At 62.8% G+C, this 21,629-nt stretch carries 17 protein-coding genes; all 17 read right to left on the bottom strand.

From position 1 onward, the window contains the following. Positions 1 to 91: 91 nt before the first annotated feature. Positions 92 to 1,696, bottom strand: a complete 1,605-nt coding sequence (gene ffh, locus HMPREF2760_RS06295; protein WP_070596881.1) for a signal recognition particle protein — start codon at positions 1,694 to 1,696, stop codon at positions 92 to 94. A 49-nt stretch (positions 1,697 to 1,745) separates the two neighbouring features. After that, a complete protein-coding gene (locus tag HMPREF2760_RS06290; protein ID WP_070596880.1) occupies positions 1,746 to 3,845 on the bottom strand; it encodes a [protein-PII] uridylyltransferase in 2,100 nt (699 codons plus the stop codon). Positions 3,846 to 3,848: 3 nt separating this feature from the next. Beyond that, a complete protein-coding gene (locus tag HMPREF2760_RS06285) occupies positions 3,849 to 4,187 on the bottom strand; it encodes a P-II family nitrogen regulator (protein WP_070596879.1) in 339 nt (112 codons plus the stop codon). Between the two features lie 3 nt (positions 4,188 to 4,190). Continuing rightward, positions 4,191 to 5,576: an ammonium transporter gene (locus tag HMPREF2760_RS06280; RefSeq protein WP_070596878.1), complete on the bottom strand. Its 1,386-nt coding sequence runs from the start codon at positions 5,574 to 5,576 to the stop codon at positions 4,191 to 4,193. A gap of 157 nt (positions 5,577 to 5,733) precedes the next feature. After that, positions 5,734 to 6,102, bottom strand: coding sequence for a Na+/H+ antiporter subunit G (locus tag HMPREF2760_RS06275; RefSeq protein ID WP_070519999.1), 369 nt, complete (start codon positions 6,100 to 6,102; stop codon positions 5,734 to 5,736). Between the two features lie 4 nt (positions 6,103 to 6,106). Further along, positions 6,107 to 6,379 carry a cation:proton antiporter gene (locus tag HMPREF2760_RS06270; protein ID WP_029158995.1) on the bottom strand — a complete coding sequence of 91 codons (273 nt, stop codon included), beginning with the start codon at positions 6,377 to 6,379 and terminating at the stop codon, positions 6,107 to 6,109. 14 nt (positions 6,380 to 6,393) lie between these two features. Beyond that, the gene (locus HMPREF2760_RS06265) at positions 6,394 to 6,948 is read right to left on the bottom strand and encodes a monovalent cation/H+ antiporter subunit E (protein WP_070519997.1); all 555 of its coding nucleotides are present in this window, start codon (positions 6,946 to 6,948) and stop codon (positions 6,394 to 6,396) included. Next, entirely contained in the window at positions 6,949 to 8,490 is a 1,542-nt protein-coding gene (locus HMPREF2760_RS06260) for a monovalent cation/H+ antiporter subunit D family protein (protein ID WP_070519994.1), read from the bottom strand. Continuing rightward, positions 8,491 to 8,928 carry a sodium:proton antiporter gene (locus HMPREF2760_RS06255; protein ID WP_070519992.1) on the bottom strand — a complete coding sequence of 146 codons (438 nt, stop codon included), beginning with the start codon at positions 8,926 to 8,928 and terminating at the stop codon, positions 8,491 to 8,493. It lies immediately after the preceding gene. Then, complete coding sequence (locus HMPREF2760_RS06250) at positions 8,925 to 11,906, bottom strand: DUF4040 family protein (RefSeq protein WP_070596877.1); 2,982 nt, start codon at positions 11,904 to 11,906, stop codon at positions 8,925 to 8,927. Before HMPREF2760_RS06250 ends, HMPREF2760_RS06255 begins: the two co-directional genes overlap by 4 nt. A gap of 188 nt (positions 11,907 to 12,094) precedes the next feature. Further along, complete coding sequence (ftsY, locus tag HMPREF2760_RS06245; protein WP_070596876.1) at positions 12,095 to 13,984, bottom strand: signal recognition particle-docking protein FtsY; 1,890 nt, start codon at positions 13,982 to 13,984, stop codon at positions 12,095 to 12,097. A gap of 74 nt (positions 13,985 to 14,058) precedes the next feature. After that, positions 14,059 to 17,562, bottom strand: coding sequence for a chromosome segregation protein SMC (gene smc / locus HMPREF2760_RS06240; RefSeq protein ID WP_070596875.1), 3,504 nt, complete (start codon positions 17,560 to 17,562; stop codon positions 14,059 to 14,061). 10 nt (positions 17,563 to 17,572) lie between these two features. Then, on the bottom strand, positions 17,573 to 17,881 hold the full coding sequence (locus HMPREF2760_RS06235) for an acylphosphatase (protein WP_070533232.1): 309 nt from the start codon (positions 17,879 to 17,881) through the stop codon (positions 17,573 to 17,575). Next, positions 17,882 to 19,408: an alanine/glycine:cation symporter family protein gene (locus HMPREF2760_RS06230; RefSeq protein ID WP_070533234.1), complete on the bottom strand. Its 1,527-nt coding sequence runs from the start codon at positions 19,406 to 19,408 to the stop codon at positions 17,882 to 17,884. It lies immediately after the preceding gene. 49 nt (positions 19,409 to 19,457) lie between these two features. Continuing rightward, a complete protein-coding gene (mutM, locus tag HMPREF2760_RS06225; RefSeq protein WP_070533235.1) occupies positions 19,458 to 20,291 on the bottom strand; it encodes a bifunctional DNA-formamidopyrimidine glycosylase/DNA-(apurinic or apyrimidinic site) lyase in 834 nt (277 codons plus the stop codon). 14 nt (positions 20,292 to 20,305) lie between these two features. Then, entirely contained in the window at positions 20,306 to 21,076 is a 771-nt protein-coding gene (gene rnc / locus HMPREF2760_RS06220) for a ribonuclease III (RefSeq protein WP_070596874.1), read from the bottom strand. After that, positions 21,073 to 21,612, bottom strand: coding sequence for a YceD family protein (locus HMPREF2760_RS06215; RefSeq protein WP_070519975.1), 540 nt, complete (start codon positions 21,610 to 21,612; stop codon positions 21,073 to 21,075). Before HMPREF2760_RS06215 ends, rnc begins: the two co-directional genes overlap by 4 nt. Positions 21,613 to 21,629 lie beyond the last annotated feature (17 nt).

Below are 21,629 nucleotides of genomic sequence, written 5' to 3'. Positions count from 1 at the left end.
ACCACAGGGCTGGCCTTCACAGTGAGGACCTTTCCACGCGAGAACAGTTTTATCCAACTTTAGTCGGACATATTGTCGCGTGGGTAATCGCCTACTTCTTCTTGCCTTGGCCAAAGTCCAGGTTGTTGAGGTCGATATTCTCCATGCCCTTCGGCATCTTGATATCGCCTAGCCCGGGCATGCCGCCGCCGAGCTGCTCCTGCATCTTCTGCAGCTCCTGCATCGACGGCATACCGCCGCCCATGCCTGGCATTCCGCCGCCACCACGACGCTTCGGCGGCTTGCGCTTGCCGTTCTTGCCCTTGCGGCCCTTCGGCTTCTTCTTAGTAGCCGAGCGCCCGCCGCCCATGCCCGGCATGCCGAAGCGGCCGGCCATCTGGGACATCATCTTCTTGGCTTCAGTAAAGCGCTCAATGAGCTGGTTGACGTCAGAAACGCTCACACCAGAACCAAGGGCAATACGCTTGCGGCGCGAAGCGTTGAGAATCTTCGGGTTCTCGCGCTCCTCCGGGGTCATACCGCGGATGATGGCCTGGATGCGGTCGAGCTGCTTCTCGTCGACCATGTCGGCGATCTGGTTCATCTTGTTGCCGCCCGGCATCATCTTGAGCAGGTTGCCCATCGGCCCCAGGTTGCGGACCATGAGCATCATGTCCAAGAAGTCATTGAGCGTCATCTCGCCGGAGCCCATCTTCTTGGCGGCTTCCTCCGCCTTGGACTGATCCAGCTTGGACTCCGCCTGCTCGATAAGCGTCAGCAGGTCACCCATGCCCAGGATGCGCGAGGACATGCGCTCCGGGTGGAAGACGTCGAAGTCATCGAGCTTCTCACCTGTGGAGGCGAACATGATGGGCTTGCCGGTCACCTCACGGATGGACAGGGCTGCACCACCGCGGGCGTCGCCGTCCAGCTTGGTCAGAACGACGCCGGTGAAGTCGACGCCGTCGCGGAAGGCCTCGGCGGTCTGCACGGCATCCTGGCCGATCATCGAGTCGATGACGAAGAGGACTTCGTCCGGGTTGACGGCGTCGCGGATGTTGCGAGCCTGCGTCATCAGGGTTTCATCGATGCCCAGGCGGCCGGCGGTATCGATGATGACGATATCGTGCTGCGTGCGCTTGGCTTCCTCAATGCCGCGCTTGGCGACGTCCACCGGATCCCCGTGCGAGGTACCCATCTCATGTTCGTGGGAATCCAGGGAGGTGCCCGGATCCGGAGCGTAGACATCGACCCCGGCGCGCTCGCCGACGATCTGCAGCTGTTGCACCGCACCCGGGCGCTGGAGGTCACAGGCCACCAGCATCGGGGTGTGCCCCTTGGAAGCCAGGTGCTTGGACAGCTTGCCCGCCAAGGTGGTCTTACCAGCACCTTGGAGGCCGGCGAGCATGATGACCGTCGGCGGATTCTTGGCTAGGTTCAGGCGGCGGGTCTCGCCGCCGAGGATCTCGATGAGTTCCTCGTTGACGATCTTGACCACTTGCTGCGCAGGGTTGAGCGCCTCGGAGACCTCGGCGCCTGCCGCGCGCTCCTTAATGCGCTTGATGAAGCCGCGCACGACGTTGAGCGAGACGTCCGCCTCCAGCAACGCAAGGCGGATTTCGCGCGCTGTGGCGTTGATGTCCGCCTCGGTCAGCTTGCCCTTGCCGCGCAGGCCGGACAGGGCTGATTGCAAGCGGTCAGACAAAGACTCAAACACGTTAGAGTGCTCCCTCAACTATCGTGGATAAATTTATAACTTCCCCAGCTTAGCCGTTGACCAGTGCTTGGGTCACATTCCGGACGAGGGTGGCACGGGGGACGTCGCCAAGCGGCACGGCGTGAAGCACCATCGTGGCGCCCGGTGTGGTGGTGGATAGCCACTCGCACTCCGGAAGCAGCGCGAGCACGTGTCCGAGGGTACCCGGGTAGTCATCGATTCTGAGCTCGAAGACGCCTCTGGTCCACATGGCGGTTGCAGGTCCCGGTACGAAATCAGGCAGCACGGTATAGGTTCCGGACTTATAAGACTGCACCAAGCGCTCCTCCACCGTCGCGAGATCGATGGCGCCGTGGAGCGCGCGGATATCGAACTCGCCGGCGTAGCCCTCCTCCGTGCGCACCAAGCGCGAGGACAGGATGTTCCACCCCAAGGCAGCGATAAGCGCTAGTGGACGCACGGCCTCCCGCTGGTAGCTGCCGCGCCACAGGACAGTGAAGCTATCATCCTCCGGGTTGTGGCGCAGGCCGATGTCGCGGTCAACGGCCACCAGCGGCCGCACCGGACTCAGGGCCTCCAGCTGCGCAAAAGCGCGGGCGCTGACCGCCTCGATTCCATTCTCGAGTCTGCGGTTCCACACGCCTGGGCCGGTGGATTCGGCATCGGTGCGGGCGAGCACGACGAGGAGCGCCAGGGTCAGGTAGTCATAACGCACGGCCTCGAGAAGCTCATCGCGGGCTTCGTCGGAGTAAGGGTCCGTGCGGGAGACGATGCGTGCCAGAGTCGTGTGCTCTGCCACCACGGTTTGCACGCGGGAGCGATCCGCCAGGTCGAGGCCGAGCTTGGCGGCAGCGCGCGCCACCATCTCCGCTCCCACGAGTTCGTGCGGGCGGCCGTAGCCTTTGCCGATGTCGTGGTAGAGCCCCACCAAGAGCAGCAGATCGGGCCTCGCTACGGACGTGCGGGCTTCGGCGCACCGAGCGACGGTAAGGATGGAGTGATAGTCCACGGTATGAGAGTGCGTGCGCTCCCGAGGCAGCATTCCGCGGATGTGCTCCCACTCCGGAACGACTCGCTCCCACAAGCCATGGGCGTCCATTTCCTGGATAAGGCGCGGGGTATTGAGCGGTGAGGACAACAGGCTGAAGAAGGCATCCGTTGCTCCCGCGGGCCAGCGCTGCGGCAGGTCTGGCAGCTCGCGTAGTTGTTCCCAAACGTGGGCGGGCACGCTCCTGCCTGAACGGGCCGCAGCGGCGGCGACGCGCAGGAGCAGCCACGGCTCGTCGAGGTCTGCGGTGCGGGCGAGCCTGATTTCGCCGCCCACATCCACGACACCGATGTCGAGTGGCTTGCGGGTGCGGTTGTGGCTGCGCTTGGCCACCACTCCCCTAGCCGTCGCGAGCGCCCTCTCGACGGCCCTATCCACCGCCGCGGCGGTGGTGACGACGGCCGCTGATAATTCATAGCGGTCGGCAAAGCCCATCTCGTGTGCGATCTCCGCGGCGAATTCTGGGTCGAGGATGTCGCGGTGGCGGCGGGCGGTGACGTGGAGGAGCGTGCGGACGTCGAGAAGCAGGGCCTGCTCCTCCTCGAGCGCTGGGGCGTCCGCGAGGTTTCCTAAGGCGAGGGCCCGGAGGAATTGGATATCGCGCAGACCGCCGCGCCCATTCTTAATATCCGGGTGGGTCATCGTGGCCAAGGTTCCGGAGCGGCGCCAGCGCGCGATGGCTAGATCAACGAAGGCATCGAAGTTACTCTGCAACAGGCGGCGCCACGAGGCATAGACCTGGGCGCGGGTGGAATCCACCAGCTGCTTGTCTCCGGCGACGAAGGCCAGATCGAGTTGCGCGAAGCCGGCGGCGGGATCGGAACCGGCGATGGCGCCGAATTCGCGCGGGGTGCGCACCGCATAATCGAGCCGATACTTGGCGTCCCAGATGGGATACCAGACCTCGGAAACGACCTCCTCGGGCAACTCCGTGTCATCCGGGTGAAGGAGGATGAGGTCGAGATCGGAAAATGGGGTCATCGCGCGGCGCGCGAAGGAACCGGTGGCTGCAAGCGCACACCTGGGCGGGAGCTGCAGGGACTGCGTGAGGCGCATCGCCGAGGCATAAGCGTCCTCACGCAGTTGAGCGGCCGTAGACACGTGTTACAGGGCCGCCTCGCCGCGCTCGCCGGTGCGCACGCGGATGACGTCCTCAATAGGAGTGATCCAGATCTTGCCATCACCAATCTTTCCGGTGTAAGCGGCGTCCACGATGGTGGATACGATCTCCTCGACCTGTTCGTCAGAGGTCACCACCTCGAGCTTGACCTTGGGAACGAAATCGGTGGCGTACTCGGCGCCACGGTAGACCTCACTGTGGCCGCGCTGCTGACCGAATCCTTGGGTCTCGGTCACCGTCAGGCCATGCACGTCGTGCTGTTCGAGGGCCTCGCGAATATCCGGCAGCGTGAACGGTTTGACGATGGCAGTGATGAGCTTCATCTGTTACTCCTTAGCTCCGGCGGTGTCGACCCGCGGCTGGACGGTTGGTGCAGGACTAATCCTAGCGTCGTGGGCGTGGCGGCGGTGCGACGCCACGGATTCGCGGAAATCATATGCGGTCTCGCGGTGCTCGCCCAGGTCGCTCCCCTGCGCTTCATCCTCGATTCGCCAGCCCATGGTGGCGCGGATGAGGAGCGCCGCAAGCAGGGTGACGAGCCCCGACACCAGCATCGCCACAACCGCAATCAGCGTTTGAACGACGAGCAGCTTGAGCCCTTCAGTGAAGTGACCGGTGAGGATGCCGTTATCCGTAGCGAAGAAGGCTAGGCCAATCGTGCCCCACAGTCCTGCGCACAGGTGCACCCCGACGACGTCCAGGGAATCATCAAAGCCCCAGCGGTACTTCAGGCTGATGCACAGGCAGGCGATAATCCCGCCGAGGAAGCCGAGGGCGATGGAACCGAGCGGATTCAGTGCTCCTGCCGCCGGGGTGATGGCGACAAGGCCTGCGATAGCTCCGGATACAGCGCCGAGTGAAGTGGCGGCACGGTCACGGATTCGCTCCACCAACATCCAGCCGAGCATCGCGGCGGCCGCAGCGACGGTGGTGTTCAACCACGCCACACCTGCAAGGCCATCCGCAGCGAAGGCGGAACCTCCGTTGAAACCGAACCAGCCGAACCACAGCAGCGCGGCGCCGAGCATCACCATCGGGAGGTTGTGTGGCCTATCGACGTGCTTCGGAAAACCCGCGCGCGGGCCCACGACAATCGCGAGGACTAGGGCCGCAGCTCCGGCAGAAATGTGCACGACGGTACCGCCCGCGAAGTCGATGGGAGCGATGAGCGCCTCACCTTCCGAGACACCGAAGAGCCACGCCGCGAGCGAGCGCGGGGCGTGGGAGAGAATTCCCCCGCCCCACACCATGTGGGCGAGCGGGAAGTAGGCGAAGGTTACCCAGATACCCACGAAGGTTAACCAGGCCGAAAACTTCACGCGGCCGGCGATGGCACCGGAGATAATAGCCGTCGAAATAATGGCGAAGGTGGCTTGGAAGCCGATATCGATGACGGCGGGGTAACCAGAACTACCAAGGAGATACTCGTTGGAAGGTCCTGCAATCTGGCCACGCAAGCCCCACGCTTCAAACGGGTTGCCCACGATACCTGCAAAAGAGCTTCCCGCATAGGACATGGACCAGCCCCACAAGACATAGAGCACAGGCACAAGCGCGAGCGCGCCGAAGGACATCATCATCATGTTAAGGACATGGCGATTGCCCGCCATGCCGCCATAAAACAACGCCAATCCGGGGGTCATGAGCAACACCAATGATGCGCTGATCAGCATCCACGCTGCATCACCGGAAGAGAATGCATCAGGAGTCATACTTCAACTAACCCCTTTTCTATAACTTGATAGGTACAGTTCTCAAAAGGCCTATAGGCCTATAGATTTAGAAAGAGGAATGAGTCACAGATCACATCTGGGCTCCAAAAAAGCGGCGAGAGCATTGTTGCCCTCGCCGCTCACTTAAGCGTGCGCCCTAGATTTCCTCCTCGGACGCTTCCACGGTCTGTGCTTGCTGGCGCATACGTTTGGCGTACTTCACGTCGGTGACGGTCACGCCGTAGATGGAACGGCCCATGTAAAAAGAGCCCACCGAACCGATGATCCACACGCCGAAACAAGCAATGAGGACACGGACCAGCGACCATAGCGAGAACCCGTTCTCGGCAAAGTCAACGACCAGCTTCGCCACGAGCAGAAGAGGAACGGCCAAACCGACCGTCGGCCCCAGCAGGTTAACGCGGGTCAAGGCATCGGGCGCGCGCCACAAAGCGATGGCCGTCGCGATAACCAGGACCGTGGCCACAACCAGCAGAACCGAAGCAATAATCTCCGCGATAGTCATGGTTTTACCTCCTGCCCTTCGAGATGATGCGGGCCATCGACAACGTCGGCAGCACGCCCGCGGCGATGCCCGCGAGCATTGCGATGTCGTAGACGATGGACGCGTGATTGGTCATGGCCCACGCGAAGTACATGCACATCATGCCGTAGAAGACCATGTCACTCATCACGGTGCGGGTGAGCTCATCGCGGGAGCGCAACGCCAGCACCAACGCCGAGCACACCGATGCGCCAATGAGGAACACACAGACAAAGACAACCCATTGAAAGGCGCTCATCGAGGAAAAATCAATCACTTCTTATCATCCTTTCGGGCGTCCTTGCCCGGCACGACCTGACGCAGCGGCCACACGGAGTATTTCTCCACGTCGTTCGCTGCCAACGGGGTATCGTCCGCCTTCGCGATATCGGGGGCGCGCATATGGCGGCCCAGGGTATCCAGCGGATACTCGTAGAACGTCGGGGCGAGCTCCTCCGTCGGGCCCTGGCCAGGCACGCCATAATCGATGCCCTTCACTCGTGGCGCGAGGCGCTCCTCCATGTCCGCGAGGTCCGCCATGACACTAGCCGGGTCATCCCCCATCACGGCTTGGACCAGCACGATGCGCGGAAGGCCTTCGGCAACCGGCTCGCGCAAGCCCAACGACAGGGTGCCCGGCGTTGCGGTAATGGACGAGGTGAACCAGAAGATCTCCCAGGCGCTCGTCACACGCAAGGGGTACCGAAGCACCACTGGGCGATAGTTGTTATGCGGCTTGAAGGATTCCATGGCGAGCGAAAAGCCCGCGACGAAGATCTCCTTAATGAGCCACAGAGCGTAGACAACTGCATGCACAGCACTCTTCATTTAACGGCCCTCCTGAAGGGAGTCGATATCGGGTAGGGCTACGGGGTCGTCGCCAAGCACTGCGTGTGCGTAGGCCTCCGTGTCCAACAAATCCTCCGATGCCTCCATGGTGACACTAATGACCGGCCCGGACAGGATGAACATGGTCAGCGAGCCCAAGATCAACGCCGCCGAGGGCGCCATCAGCTTCTTGCGAATCACAAGTTCATCGGGCACCTTCTCCTTTGGCAGGTCCTTGCCCCAGAAGACTCGGCGCCACACGCGCAACATGGCCAGGAACGCCGCGAAGGAGGCGATGATAATCACCGCGATAACGGTCCAGGCCCATCCCCCGCCGGTACGGGCGATTTCCGCGACGATGAGGACCTTGCCCCACATACCGGAGAAAGGCGGGAAGCCCACGACGGAGAAGGCACCGGCGGCGAAGATCCACGCGATAATCGGATCACGGCGCGCCAAGCCAGAAAGCTTGTTGAGCCTGCCCGTACCGTACGTCTCCTCGATGGCACCGGAGGCCAGGATGAGGGAGCCCACCGTGAGCATGTGGTGAATCGTGTAGAGAATGCCGGCAGCCAACGCGCGCTGCGCATCGTGGGTCGTGAAGGCCATCATCACGAGGATGAAGGGCATACCGTTGAGCATCTGATAGCCCAGCACGCGGCGGATGGAGTTCTCAGCCAAGCCGCCGAAAGCGCCAACCAGCATGGAGATGATCATGATGACGATGATGAGTGTCCCCCACCGCTGGTCCATATCAAAGAGCTGCACCCACAGGCGGTAGAGCATGTACACCGCGACCTTGGTGTGCAGGCCAGAGAACAGGCCCATGACGGCAGCCGACGTACCCGGGTAGGTGCGCGGCAGCCACGACTGCACGGGGAACACACCGGCCTTCGCGGCGATGGCGATAACGATGATGCCGGAGGCCACCGTCACCGGACCGTTGCCGGCGGCAGCGCCCGTTAGCGCTGCCAAGTTGACCACGCCCGTAACCGAATAGATATAGCCCACGCCGACCACAAGCAGCGTGGAGGCGAACAGGTTGACCAGCACGAAAGCGCGGCCTGCGGCCAAGCGCGACCACGTACCCGACATCGTGATGAGGCCGTAGGACGGCAGCAACATGACCTCAATGAACACGAAGAAGTTAAAGAGGTCAGCGGTGAGCAGGGCGCCGCACACGCCGGTGATCAGGATAAGGGTCAGCGACGGGTAATAGCGCGACTTGGTCTCACCGCCAACGATGGCGAACCAGTTGGCGCCGAAGGCCACGATCATCGTCGTGATGAGCATGAGAGCCGAGAAGGTGTCGGCAGCAAAGGCGATACCCGCGTTGCCCACGTAATTGCCCACCGTGTGCGCCACCACGCCGTTGTTCATGGTGTAGAGCAGCAGCGCAAAGGAGGCAAAGATACCCACACCCGGGACGATGAGCATGATGGCATCGCGCACGCGGTGCCACGGTGCGAGCAGCGCCAACGCCGCCGATACCAGTGGAACCGCTGGGAAGAGCGGAAGAAGAGCGCTTACAGTGTCATACATTTACTTCTCCCCCTCGTGGTCAAGTTCCTTCAGACGGTCCATCTTGTTGGCCGAACGCTGCAGAATCTCCCGGTTTTGGGTATCGCGGCCCAGCGTGGAGAAGGCGTGGTCAATGGTGTTGTCATCCACCGGCTCTACAACATCTGTGTCATCGTTGGCGCCCATCGCCGCCATGGTCAACAGAATCGTGGAGGTGGCCATGGAGATCACCACGGCGGTCAGAACGAATGCCTGCGGCAGCGGGTCCGCCATCTGGTCCGCCGGTACCTGCGACGGGAAAGACTCTCCGCGGTAGGAGTACACGCCGGTAGCCAAGAGCATGAGGTTGGCGCCGTGGCCAAATGCCATCATGCCCAACACGATGTGGACCAAGCCGCGCTGCTGGATGAGGTAAACAGCGCTACCGATGAGCAGTGCAATAGTCAGTGCGAGGATCATGAATTCTTCTCCTCTGTAGCCGGAGTGTGGTGGGGCGAAGACGCGCGGTGGCGCGCCTCGGATTCATTGAGCAAGGCCAGCGGATCCGAGGATGGGTTGATGGATTCGGGGTACGGATCATCGATGTCCTCCATCACCACGCGCGGCGTGTTCGGCAGCGCCGAGTCATCATCGTGGACCCACGGCAGGAAGTCCCGCTCAGTGCCCGGGCGCAAGTAGCCGCCCAAGGCGTTGATGGCCATGGTGAGCATGCCCAGGACCGCCAGGTAGATACCCAAGTCAAAGATGAGCGACGTGGTCCAGTGCTGCCCCAGCGCGTGGCCGTGGATGGCAGTCAAGAAACCACCGGAGCCGTGCGAAGTCGGAATGTAGCCGATGAATCCAGCCGTCAGCGCAACGATGATGCCCACGCCGGTGAGGTGAATTGGGGTCATGCGGCCGAAGACAATCTCATCGGTGCCGCGAGAGAGATACGTCAGACCGATGGCCGCGCCCATAATGAGAGCCGCCGGGAAGCCACCGCCGGAAGCCTGGTGGCCGCGGTAGAACACGATGAAGGACATGACCACCAGAATCGGGATGGCAATGGAAATTCCCTTACGCAGCGGAACCGAGTTGAGCTGCGACTGACCGAACGGCGCCGGACGCGTACCGGAGGTAAACGGGAAGCGAGGCAGCGTCGACGTGACCGCGGCAATCACCACGGCGGCCATGCCAAGCACCGACAGCTCACCCAGGGTATCGAGTGCACGGAACTCCACGATGATGGTGGCCACGACGTTATCTCCGCCAGTGATGTCTGGGGCGTTATTGAGGTACCACATGGACAAGTCGGAGCGCTCGTGGCGGCCCATCAGCGCCCACACACCGAGGAATGCGGTGATGCCCGCGAGCACCGCCACCACGATGGAGCCAACCTTGCGGTTGGTGTTCTGTACCGGGTGGAATTTCTCCGGCAGGTAGCGCAGGACCATCATCATGACGATGACGGACAGCGCCTCCACCGTGAACTGAGTCAAGGCAACGTCCGGTGCACCCAGCAGGAACATCTGCAAGGTCACGCCGGTACCCGCGGTACCAATCATGACCGCACCCGTGAGGCGGTTACGGGTACGAACCAAGCCAAACATCGACAGCGCCACGATGCCCAGCGGCAGCAGATCCCACGGGTTGTCCAGGCCATCCACGCGCGGTTTCAAGGCCACGCCGTCGACGCCCGTCGACACCAGAGTGGAGCCCGCAAGAATGATGACGAGGAGGACAATCGGCAGGATGAGCTTCGACGGGTTGTGGGTATCCGACATGCGGCCGACGAAGCGGCCGAAGGCTGCGCACACGTCCTGAATCCACTTCAGGATTTGGTTACCAGTGCGCGGCAACAGTTGGCGCTCCTCCATCGCGGTCCACAGCGGCGTGCGGAAGAACAAACCGACGACGCCAGCGATGAGAACCACGACGGAAATAAGCAGCGGGACGTTGAGACCGTGCCACAGAGCAAGGTGAGAATGCCCCTCCATGCCGATGGCCGCCACGACGTCATCAAGCGGCCCATCGAGCGCGCCCATGACGAAGATGATCGGCACCGACATCACGCCGGGAAGAGCCGCGGGCAGCCACAACCGCACCGGCGCCTCATGGACCTTGGACATATCGCGCGGGCCGTCGAAGAAAGCACCAAAGACGATCTTGGCGGAGTAGGTAAACGTGAAGAACGCACCCACGCCCGCAACGATGAGCAAGAGCACCTGGCCGGCCGATCCGATGGGCGCGTCCTCGAAAGCGGTCAGCATGCCTTCCTTCGACACGAAGCCGAAGAGCGGCGGGACCGCAGCCATGGAGGCAGCGCCGATGAGCATGGATCCGAAGGTCCACGGCATCTTGTTCCACAGCACGCCGAGGCGGCGGATGTCACGTGAACCAGCCTCATGGTCAATCACGCCAATGAGCATGAAGATGGAGGACTTAAACAGCGCATGTGCCAGCGTGTGCACGAGCGCCGCCGCGATGGCGAAGGGGGTGCCCACACCAATCGTGGCCACGATCCATCCCAGGTGGGACACGGTTGAGTACGCGGTCAGCTTCTTCAGGTCCGTCTTCTGCACGGCGAAGACCGCCGACATGACGGCGGTACCCATGCCGACCACGATGAGCAGCCAGTTCCACGCTGCAACATCATGGAAGATAGTAGAGAAACGAATCAACAGGTAAACGCCGGCCTTGACCACGGCCGCCGCGTGCAGGAAGGCCGAGACCGGCGTGGCAGCCGCCATGGCCTCCGGCAACCAGAAGTGGAAGGGGAACTGCGCGGACTTGGTGAATGCCGAGGCCGCGATGAGAATGGCAACCCCCGTGGTCAGGCCTGGGCGCTCGGCCCACACATCGGAGGCGAGGATGTCTTCCAGGTTCGTCGTCCCCGCAGCCGTCGCGGCAATCGCCACACCTGTCAACAAGGTGAGGCCGCCGATGAAGGTCAGGATGAGAGTGCGCTGCGAACCGGCCTCACCGGACTTGCCGCTGCGCGCGATCAACATGAACGACGCCAGCGATACCAGCTCCCACGCCAGGAAGAGCACGACGACGTCATTAGCCAGCACGAGCAAGAGGATCGACAGCGTAAACGCGGTCATCAGCACATAAAAGCTGACGTTGCCTTTCCCCTTGGGCAGGTAGGCAGCGGAATAGGTAAAAACCACCGCGCCGATGATGAGAGCCAACATCGCAAAGAAAACGCCCAGCGCATCGCCGCGGAAGGCGAGGTTAACGTCGACGCCTGGTGCGATGACATCACGCACCCACGTCACGGAATAGGACAGTTCTTCGCCACGGGCCAGTGCCGGAAATTCTTTAGCCAACAGTGCCGCGGCGATAATAAAAATGCCGGCTAGCGGGTAGCCGGCTGCGCGATCAGCAACCTTGACGGCTACCGGTGCTAGCGCCACTGCGACAGCTGCGAGGAGGACGACATACAAGAGTGTCACGAAAGAGTAGCCTCACGAACCGTTGTTAGGGCTGAAAACTCAGCCTCACATAGACAGGACTGTCCTAGACTACCATTGTGACCTCTCCCAAAGCACATCTTTAATGGGATGGAGACGACGAAAGCGCCTCACAAAAGAGGCGCTGCGTCTCGAAAGAACTTAGGTATAGCCCAGGGATCTATAAGGTCTTACTTCTCCCCCAGCAAGGCATCGACGAATCCCTCAACCTCAAACGGCGCAAGGTCATCGGCTCCTTCGCCAAGGCCCACGAGCTTGACCGGCACACCCAGTTCTTCCTGAACCTGGAAGACAATGCCGCCCTTTGCCGTGCCATCGAGCTTGGTCAGGACAACACCGGTGATGTCGACAACGTCGCGGAAGATGCGCGCCTGCGTCAGGCCGTTCTGCCCCACCGTCGCGTCCAGGACGAGCAGGACCTCGTCGACTTCGGTCTTCTTCTCCACCACGCGCTTGACCTTTCCCAGCTGGTCCATGAGGTCAACGGAGGTGTGCAGACGCCCAGCGGTATCGATGAGAACCACGTCCACACCCTGGTCCACACCAGCGGCGACGGCATCGAAGGCCACGGAGGCCGGGTCCGCGCCTTCCTTGCCACGCACCGTCGATGCGCCTACGCGGCGGCCCCAGGTCTCAAGCTGATCAGCTGCCGCCGCGCGGAAGGTATCCGCCGCGCCGAGCAAAACGTTGTGGCCCATCGCCACGAGCACGCGCGCGAGCTTGCCGGTCGTGGTGGTCTTGCCAGTGCCGTTGACGCCAACGACCATGATGACGGCGGGCTTGCCGTCGTTCGGCATGGCCTTGATGGAGCGGTCCATCTCCGGATGGCCAACCTCGATGAGGGCCTCTCGCAGCATGGCGCGTGCCTCCGCCTCGGAGCTCACGCCGCGTTCAGCGATCTTCTCGCGCAGGGAGTCGGTGACTTTCATCGTGGACTTGGTGCCCAGATCAGCCATGATGAGGGTGTCTTCGATTTCCTCCCAGGCATCATCATCCAGATCACCAGCGGAAAGAATACCCATGAGGCCTTGGCCGATGGCGTTCTGCGAGCGGGACAGGCGCCCACGCAGCTTGCCCAAACGGCCAGCGGCCGGCGCGATGTCCTCCTGCGGCTGGGCTGCCGGGGCCTCAACGACCTCGGCATCCTCGGAAACTTCCAGCTCCTCGGGCTCAGCCTCGAGCGCCGCGCTTGCCGACGCCGCCTGCGCCCCCGCCGCCGCAGCGGCTTCCTCTGCTTCAGCTTCCTCTGGCTCGGCCGGTGCTTCTGGCTCGGGCTGCGCTTCTGGTTCAGGCTGTGCTTCTACCTCTTGCGCTGCCTCTTCTTCGGCTTCAGACTGAGCAGAAGGCTCCTCCTCAGCCGGAACCTCAGGTTCTTCCGGAGCCTCCTCTTCTACCTTCGGGGCTTCAACTACCGGCTCCGGTTCAGCAGTCTCCGGTTCGGTGGCTGGGGCATCGTCCTCCGCGCCTTCTTTTAGAGCGTCCTTATCATCCTTGTCAGCGGCAGCGGCTCCGGTCACGGCAGTACCAGCGGCTGCGGCGCCCGCGGCACCTGCCGCGACAACGCCAGCGGAAGAGTCTTTTTCCTCTTCTTCCTTTGCCGGCTCCGGCTCGCTCACTGGCTTGGCCTCTGCCGCCGGTTCCGGCTTAGCTTCTACCGTTGGTTGTGCCTCCGCCTCCGGCTCCGCCTTAGGCTTCGTGACCTTCGGTGTTTCCTCGGTGCCCTCTAACTGCGCATTCGCCAGCTCAGTGGCATCACGCTGCTCAGACTTCTTCTCCGCTTGCGGCTGAGCTTTGGGCTCGGCCGGTGCGGGCTTCTCAGCCTTAGCCGCAGGCATGGGTTCCTTGGTAGCGCCGCCGCCAGCCGGGGCAAAATTAAAACCAGACTTGGCCTGGTAGTTGCCGGACTTCTGCTGCTGGGTCAGCTCCTTCGGCTCCTCCGCGGGCTTTTCAAAGGAGACCTTCTTCGACTCGCCGCGCTTCTTGCCCAGAACAACGAACAAGACCACCAGCAAAATCAGGACGATGACTGCTATCGCAATCCACAGAAAAGTAGTATTCATGCTCTCCATAGTGCCAGGGTTGTTCGCGCCCGGCACGATGAGGAGGGCGAAAGCCTCGGTCTGGCACCGCGCCGTTAGCGCGGAGCGTCCACACCAAGGCGCGTGGCGTCCTCCGCCGCCTGAGCCGTGCCCGGCGCCTCACCCGCACGGGTCATGCGCTGTGAAATCACGCGCGTGACACCATCACCGCGCATCGTCACGCCGTAAAGGACGTTGGCCACGTCCATCGTTGGCTTCTGGTGAGTGATGACGATGAGCTGAGAATCCTTGCGCAGCTCCTCGAAGAGGGCGATGAGGCGGCGCAGGTTGACGTCGTCCAGCGCGGCCTCCACCTCATCCATGACGTAGAACGGTGAGGGGCGCGCGCGGAAAATAGCCACGAGCATCGCCAGCGCGGTCAGTGACTTCTCGCCGCCCGACAGCAGCGTCAGGCGCTTGACTTTCTTGCCCGGCGGGCGGGCCTCCACCTCGATGCCGGTGGCCAGCATGTCATCCGGCTCAGTGAGGATGAGTCGGCCCTCGCCGCCGGGGAAAAGCGTTTGAAAGACCTTGGGGAACTCCGCCTCCACGTCGTGCCAGGCATCCGTGAACAGCTGCAAGATCTGCGCGTCAACGTCCTCAATGACTCCGGCCAAATCCTTGCGCGCCTGAATCACGTCATCGAGCTGCGTGGACAGGAAGCTATAGCGCTCCTCCAGCGCCTTGTACTCCTCCAAGGCCAGCGGGTTGACCTTGCCCAAGGAGTTGAGGTCCTTCTCGGCCTGCTTCAACCGCTTGGTCTCGGCGGAGCGATCGAAATCCTCGCCCGGCGTGTAGTCCTTGAGCAAATCCGGGATAGATATGCCCAGCTGCTCCACGATCTTGCCCTCGGCCTCATCCACGCGCACCTGTGCCTGGCTGCGGGCAATCTCCGAGTTGTGCGCGGAATCGGTCAGGCGATCGAGCTGCTGGCGGGTCGCGGAGACCGCCTGCTTCGCCGACTGCGCACGCCCCTGCAGCACGCCGCGCTGGGTCACTAGCTCATCGCGTTCCTCAGCTGCGCGCTCAAGTGCCTGGGTGGTGCGGGCGGCTAGGTCCTGGGCATGCTTGTCGACGGCCCCCGCCAACCGCGCCTGCGCCTGCCGGCGGGCCATCGCCTGATCGTGGCGTGCCTTGGCCTGGCGCTCATGTTGGGCTTGGCGCCGCAGGGCCTCTCCCTTGCCAGCTGCCTGGCCTACTTTTTCCTCCGCGCTGCGGGCCGCCAGTTGAGCCTCTACCTCCATGGCCTTGACCTGCTCAAGGGCGGCCGAGGCTGCATCGCGTTCCACCGAGGAAGGTTCATCCGCTTGCTCATCAGCGTCCACGCGCGACAAGCGGTCACGAGCCTCAGCGAGTTCTTCGCGCAGGCGAGCCAACTGCACCTCGATGTCCGTGGCGCGAGCGGCAGCCTTTTCGTGCTCCGCCTTGTTCGCCTCATACTGCTTGAGCAAGCGCTGGTGGTCGCGCTTCCACGCCTCGAGCTCGTGATCGTGCTCGCGCAGCGCGGCCTTAGCGCTCGCCGCGCCTACCCGGGCATCATCGGCGGCTAGCTTCGCGCCTTCCAGCGTGCCTGATAGCTCCTCCAGCTCGTGGGTGGCGGTTTCCAACTGTTGCTCGGCTTCTGTAATCTGGCCGCTCACCTCGACCGTGGAGACGGCACCAGTTCCGGCCTCGACCCAGCCTTCGCCAACCAGCAAGCCCTCGGCGGTGACGGCCCGCAGGCGCGGATCCTCGGCAATGAGCTCGCGGGCCGCGGCATAGTCATCCACCAGAACGACGTCGGAGAGCAACCGCGTCACCGCCGCCGATACTTCCGGGACCAAGACCATCTGGTCGAGCAGCCAGCTAGCACCGGAAGGCAAGTCCGCGTCAAGGCGCCAGGCTGAACCAGTAGGTTCCGTGGAGACGTCGATCAGCGGAGTGCGGCTCGCCTCAGCGAGTTCACCCACGATGTCCCCGCTCACCGCACCGGCCTGCGCCTCCGCGAAGGAGCCGAGTGCCGCCGCGACGGCCGTTTCATAACGCGTAGAGATGAACTCCGCGAGAGGCTTAAAACCCTCCCCCAGCTCGAGCGCTTCCGGAGCGGTCTGGCCCAGCGTATCGATCCGGGCTCGCAGGCTGTACACGGTGCGCTCGCGCTCCCGCTGGGCATCGCGCAGCTGCTCCAAGCGTTTATCGGCCGCGGCGGACTCGCTGGCCGCGCGTACGTGCGCTTCCTCCAGCGGCTCACGCTCGGCAGCCAGGTGCTCTAGTTTGTCCGCTACCTCATCGGCCTCCGCCTGCGCTCCCCTGGTGCGCGCCTTCGTGTTCGCCAGGGTTTCTTCCTGGCGCGCCAACTCGGATTCCGCGGAGCTTACCTGGCCCGCCAGGTTTTCCTCGGCCGCGATGAGGCGGACCACGCCTTCGCGGCGATCCGCAATGGCGCGCAGCTGCGCCATGTGTTCCTTGTCCGCGGCCTCGAAAGCTTCCCGGCGCTCAGCCACTTCCTCCCGGATCGATTCCAAGCGCTCCGCTGCTTCTTCGGCCGCGGCCAGCAGCTCGTCGTGCTCCTCGTCGGCACGCTGGGCGCGTGCCTCCAGCTCCTCCGGATCCTGGCCGGCATAGGCCACCTGGGATCCGACGTTGCTGGCGCGCTCGGCCGCAATACGCTGCGTGGCAGAGATGCGTTCGCTCAGCGTCGATAGCTCGAACCACAATTTCTGCGCGGCCTCCGCGCGCGGAGTGACATCCCCCAACTCGGCCTCTACCTCGAGCTGGATTTCCGTGGCCTCTTCCAGCTGCGCCGTGACTTCCTCGACCTGCTCGGCGAGCACCACAGCGCGTTTCTCGGCATCCTCGAACGTGGCGCGCAGGCGTACCACGCGGTCACCGGCGAGGCGGAGGCGGGCATCGCGTAAATCCGCTTGCACGGTGGCTGCGCGTTGGGCGGCCTCCGCCTGGCGGGCCAGCGGCTTGAGCTGCTTACCCAGCTCATCGGTCAGGTCTTGCAGGCGGTCCAGGTTGGCCTGCATGCCCGTGAGCTTGCGCTGCGCTTTTTCCTTACGGCGGCGGTGCTTAAGCACGCCCGCGGCTTCCTCAATATAGGCGCGACGATCTTCTGGTCGGGACTCCAGGATCTCCGCCAGTTTTCCCTGGCCCACGATGATGTGCATCTCGCGGCCAATGCCGGAATCCGACAGCAGCTCTTGGATATCCATGAGGCGGGCCTTTGACCCATTGATCTCATACTCGCTCGCGCCATCCCGGTACATGCGGCGGGTGACGGAGACCTCCGAGTACTCGATGGGCAATGCGCCATCGGAGTTATCGATGGTCAGTGTGACCTCAGCGCGGCCAAGGGCCTTGCGCTCACCGGCGCCGGCAAAGATGACGTCCTGCATCTTGCCGCCGCGCAGCGTCTTGGCGCTGCCTTCACCCATGACCCACGCCAGTGCGTCGACGACGTTAGATTTACCCGAGCCATTCGGGCCCACCACGGCGCAGATACCGGGCTCGAATTTCAGGTTCGTCGCGGACGCAAAAGACTTGAATCCCTTGAGCGTGAGCGATTTGAGGTGCATTCGACTTAGTCTAGCGCTCGATGAAGCCCGACTCACCGCGCGGTGCGGCCCACTGCTCCACCACGGCGTTCACAACGCCCGGGCGGCGCGTGGTTGACGGCTCTTCGCGCAGCAAGGACAGCAGCTTCTCGCAGTCAGCTCGCGGGCCTTCAGCAACCACCTGGACGCGTCCGTCCTGAAGGTTCGTCGCGTGCCCAGCCAGCCCTAGTTCGAGGGCCCGGGAACGCGTCCACCAGCGAAAGCCAACGCCTTGGACGTGGCCAAGTACGAAAGCTGTGAGGCGTTCATGTCCCGCAGAGGCTGCTGCCGTGTCTGCCATCTAGTACTCCCTCAAGTTTGTGCGGTCGCTCAAGTCGAATTCGTGATCGAGACGGCGGCGGTCCTCCGCGCTGCGGCGCGTCACAGGATCGGTACCATCCCAGCACTCGACGTTTTGCAGTTCCGGCAGCATATCACGGTGGAAGACAGGATCCAGGCCCTTGCGGCGCTGCTCGTTGTAGTTCTTCAGCAGCTTGATGGCCACGCCGCACAGCGGCACGATGGCGCACACGTTGAGCAGCACCATGATGGCGGCACCCGTATCCGCCAGGTCGAACACGGTACCCAGCGGGGCCACCGCGCCGTAGAAGACGAAGGCCAACACGATGAGGCGGAAGGCCCACAGTACCCACTTCTTCCCGGAGAGGTACTCCACGTTGGACTCTGCAAGGTAGTAGTTACCCAGAATCGAGGAGAATGCCAAGAAGAACAGGATGAACGTGACGAAGTGGATGCCCCACTCGCCGACCACATTGGACAGCGCGTTCTGGGTGAGGGTCACGCCCTCAATCGCGTCGGAGCCAAAGGTCTCGAACTCGGTGCCCAGCAGAATGATGAAGGCAGTAATCGTACACACCACCAGGGTGTCGAAGTACACGCCGAGGGTCTGCACAAGGCCCTGCTTCACGGGGTGGGAGACCGTCGCCGTTGCTGCCGCGTTCGGCGCCGAACCTTCGCCGGCCTCGTTGGAGAACAGGCCGCGCTGGATGCCCTTCAGCATGGCCATGCCCAGTGTCGCGCCAGCAGCCTCACGGAAGCCGAAGGCAGAGCCGACGATGGAGACAAACATGTCCGGCACCTTGTCAAAGTTAAGGACCACCACGATGAAGCCCATGATGAGGTAGGCACCGGCCATAAACGGCACGATGAACTGAGTCATCGAGGCGATGCGCTGAACACCACCGATAATGATGAGGCCAGCTACGGCAACGACGGCAATACCCACGCCCGCCTTGAAGGCACCGGAATCCTGTCCGAAGGAGGCCGCCAAGGAATCAGAGATAGCGTTGGTCTGGAAAGCGTTGTAGAACCAACCAAAAGTAATGGCGATGGCGACGGAGAAAATGGTTGCCAAGGGCTTCCAGCCCAGACCGCGGGACATGTAGTAGGCCGGGCCGCCGCGGTAGGTATCCCCCTCGCGGACCTTCCACAACTGGGCCAGCGTGGACTCCACGAACGCAGTTGCGCCACCCAGGATGGCGATGAGCCACATCCAGAACACAGCGCCGGGCCCGCCCACAGAAATTGCTACGGCCACACCCGCGACGTTGCCGGTGCCCACACGCGACGCCGCCGAGATGGTGAACGCCTTGAAGGCAGAAATACCGCCGTAATCGGCGTCCTCATCGACGCCGACCCCCTTGGGCTTTTCGACGACCGCTTTGAACATATCCGGCACCATGCGGACCTGCACCAAAGCGGTGCGGATACCGAAGTAAAGGCCAGCAGCGATAAGCAGCCATGGCAGGACATAGGACCACAGGCTGTCGTTAATGACACCGATCACGGTGCTGAAGATTTCTTGCATACGTTACACACTAGTGACAACCCCCGCCATCGGCCTAGTTGGAGCCTAACTACTTCCCCACCCCACGGCGCTGACAGGACGGGCAATAGTGGGTACCGCGCCCGCCCAACACGGTTTTCACGATGTCCTCGCCGCAGCGATCACAGGGCTGCCCGCCACGCCCATAGGCATGCAAGGAACGGTCAAAATACCCGGATTCGCCGTTGACGTTGACGTACAGCGCGTCAAAGCTGGTCCCGCCAACCTCAAGGGCGGAGCGCATAACGTCGGTGGCCGCGGAAATCACCGCGACGGCATCGCGCTGCCGCAGGGCGCTGGCCTTCTTCAACGGAGAAATCTGAGCCGCCCACAGCGCCTCATCCGCATAGATATTGCCCACTCCGCTGAGCACAGTTTGATCCAGCAGGGCAACTTTCACCGCCGTACGTTTTGCGCGCAGGCGCCTCCCCGCCGCGGTGAGGTCAAAGTCTGCTTCGAGGGGATCGGGCGCGATATGCGCCATGGTGAGCCACGGGCCGAGATGCCAATAGCCAAAAGTACGCTGGTCGACGAAGCTGATGCGGGTGGCGTCGTCAAGCACGGCGGCGATGCGCACGTGGGGTGAATCCACCTCACCGATCCGCACCTGCCCCGACATTCCGAGGTGGATAAAGAGCACATCGCGGGCAGGATCAGTGCGGTCCTCATCGGCAAACTCCAGCCACATGAACTTGCCGCGGCGCGCCACCGCGGCGATCCTCCTGCCCACGAGCAGCGCGGACAGCGGTGCCTCCTGCTTGCGATTGGCGCGCGGGTGGAGGACATCGACCGCCGCGAAGGAACGCCCCACGACGTAGGGCTCGAGCCCGCGGCGGACGGACTCAACCTCAGGCAGCTCTGGCATCGAGTCCTCGTGGGCTAGTTCTCTTTGCCGGCGGTGCCCTGCACCAGCAACGGAGTCTCACGCAGCGCCTGGCAAGCTTCTTCCGCCGCCTGCTGCTCCGCAAGCTTCTTGTTGTGTCCCGTTCCCCTACCCACGGTCAGACCGGCCACCGTGGCAACGGCATTAAAGGTCTGATCGTGCTCGGGGCCAGTCGAGGTGGCCGAATACACCGGCATGGCGGCCTTCAGCTCGGCGCACAGCTCCTGCAAGGTCGTCTTCCAGTCCATGTGGCGGCCGGATACCACGGCGTTCTCAACCTTGGCGGCAAACAGCCGCAGCACCACCCCGCGGGCGACCTCGAAACCATGCTGGCGGTAGATGGCCCCCAAGATGGCCTCGGTGGTATCGGCCAAGATGGAGTCCTTGTCACGGCCGCCGGTAGATTGCTCACCCTTGCCCAACAGGACGTGTTGACCCACCCCGATTTCACGGGCTACGTCAGACAAGCCGTAGCGCGAAACAATGGATGCGCGCATCTTAGAGATGTCGGATTCGGGGCGCGATGGGAACTTTTCGTAGAGCTTGGCCGCGATGGACAAGCCTAAGACCGCGTCCCCGAGGAACTCCAGACGCTCATTGTTGGGCAGGTGACCGTTCTCGTTGGCAAAGGAACGGTGCGTCAGCGCCAAACACAGCAGCTCATCGTTGAGCTCCACGCCGAGCGCCTTGAGCAGCGGACCGTGGTCCACCTCCGCGAATGCTGCGGCAAGTGCCTGCTCGCCGGTGAGTTTCTTCTTCTTGCTCATAGGAATTTCTCCAGTCCGGACCAGCGCGGATCGACGCGCTCTTCTTCCCCGGAGACCCCCGTGGTCACGCCTTCGGGAACATCTACTTCGCAACCATCCTCACACGTCGGCGCGAAAGGAAGCACCAAACCTGCCTCATCAATCACGGTCTGCAGGAGGTCAAGGACACCGTCCTCAATTTCGGGGATTTCATCGCCGGAACCGCGATCCTCTTCCTCTGTTTCATCCCCGCTGATGAAGGACTCATCCGCGGAGAAAACCTGGGATACGTGGAGATCTAGTGCTGGATGTAGCTCAGCTAAGCAGCGTGCGCATTCGCCGCTGAGGGTGCCGGTGATATCAGCGTCCACCAACACGCCGGAGCCCAACGGCGTCAAGGTGGCGTCCACCTTAACCTCAGCACCTTCCGGGATGCCGATCATTTCCACGCCGATGCGCTCGGGGGCGGGTCCGGTTTGCACGCGGTGCTCAGGCAGCGCTTCAGCCCCTTGGCTGCGGAGCAATTCCGTCACGTCGAACTTCAATGGTGATTTCATAACGCCCACCAGCTTAC

The sequence above is a fragment of the Corynebacterium sp. HMSC065D07 genome, assembly GCF_001810695.1.
Classification (GTDB): domain Bacteria; phylum Actinomycetota; class Actinomycetes; order Mycobacteriales; family Mycobacteriaceae; genus Corynebacterium; species Corynebacterium hesseae.
Note: the sequence above shows the minus strand (reverse complement) of the source record. Positions and strands in the feature narration are given on the sequence as shown.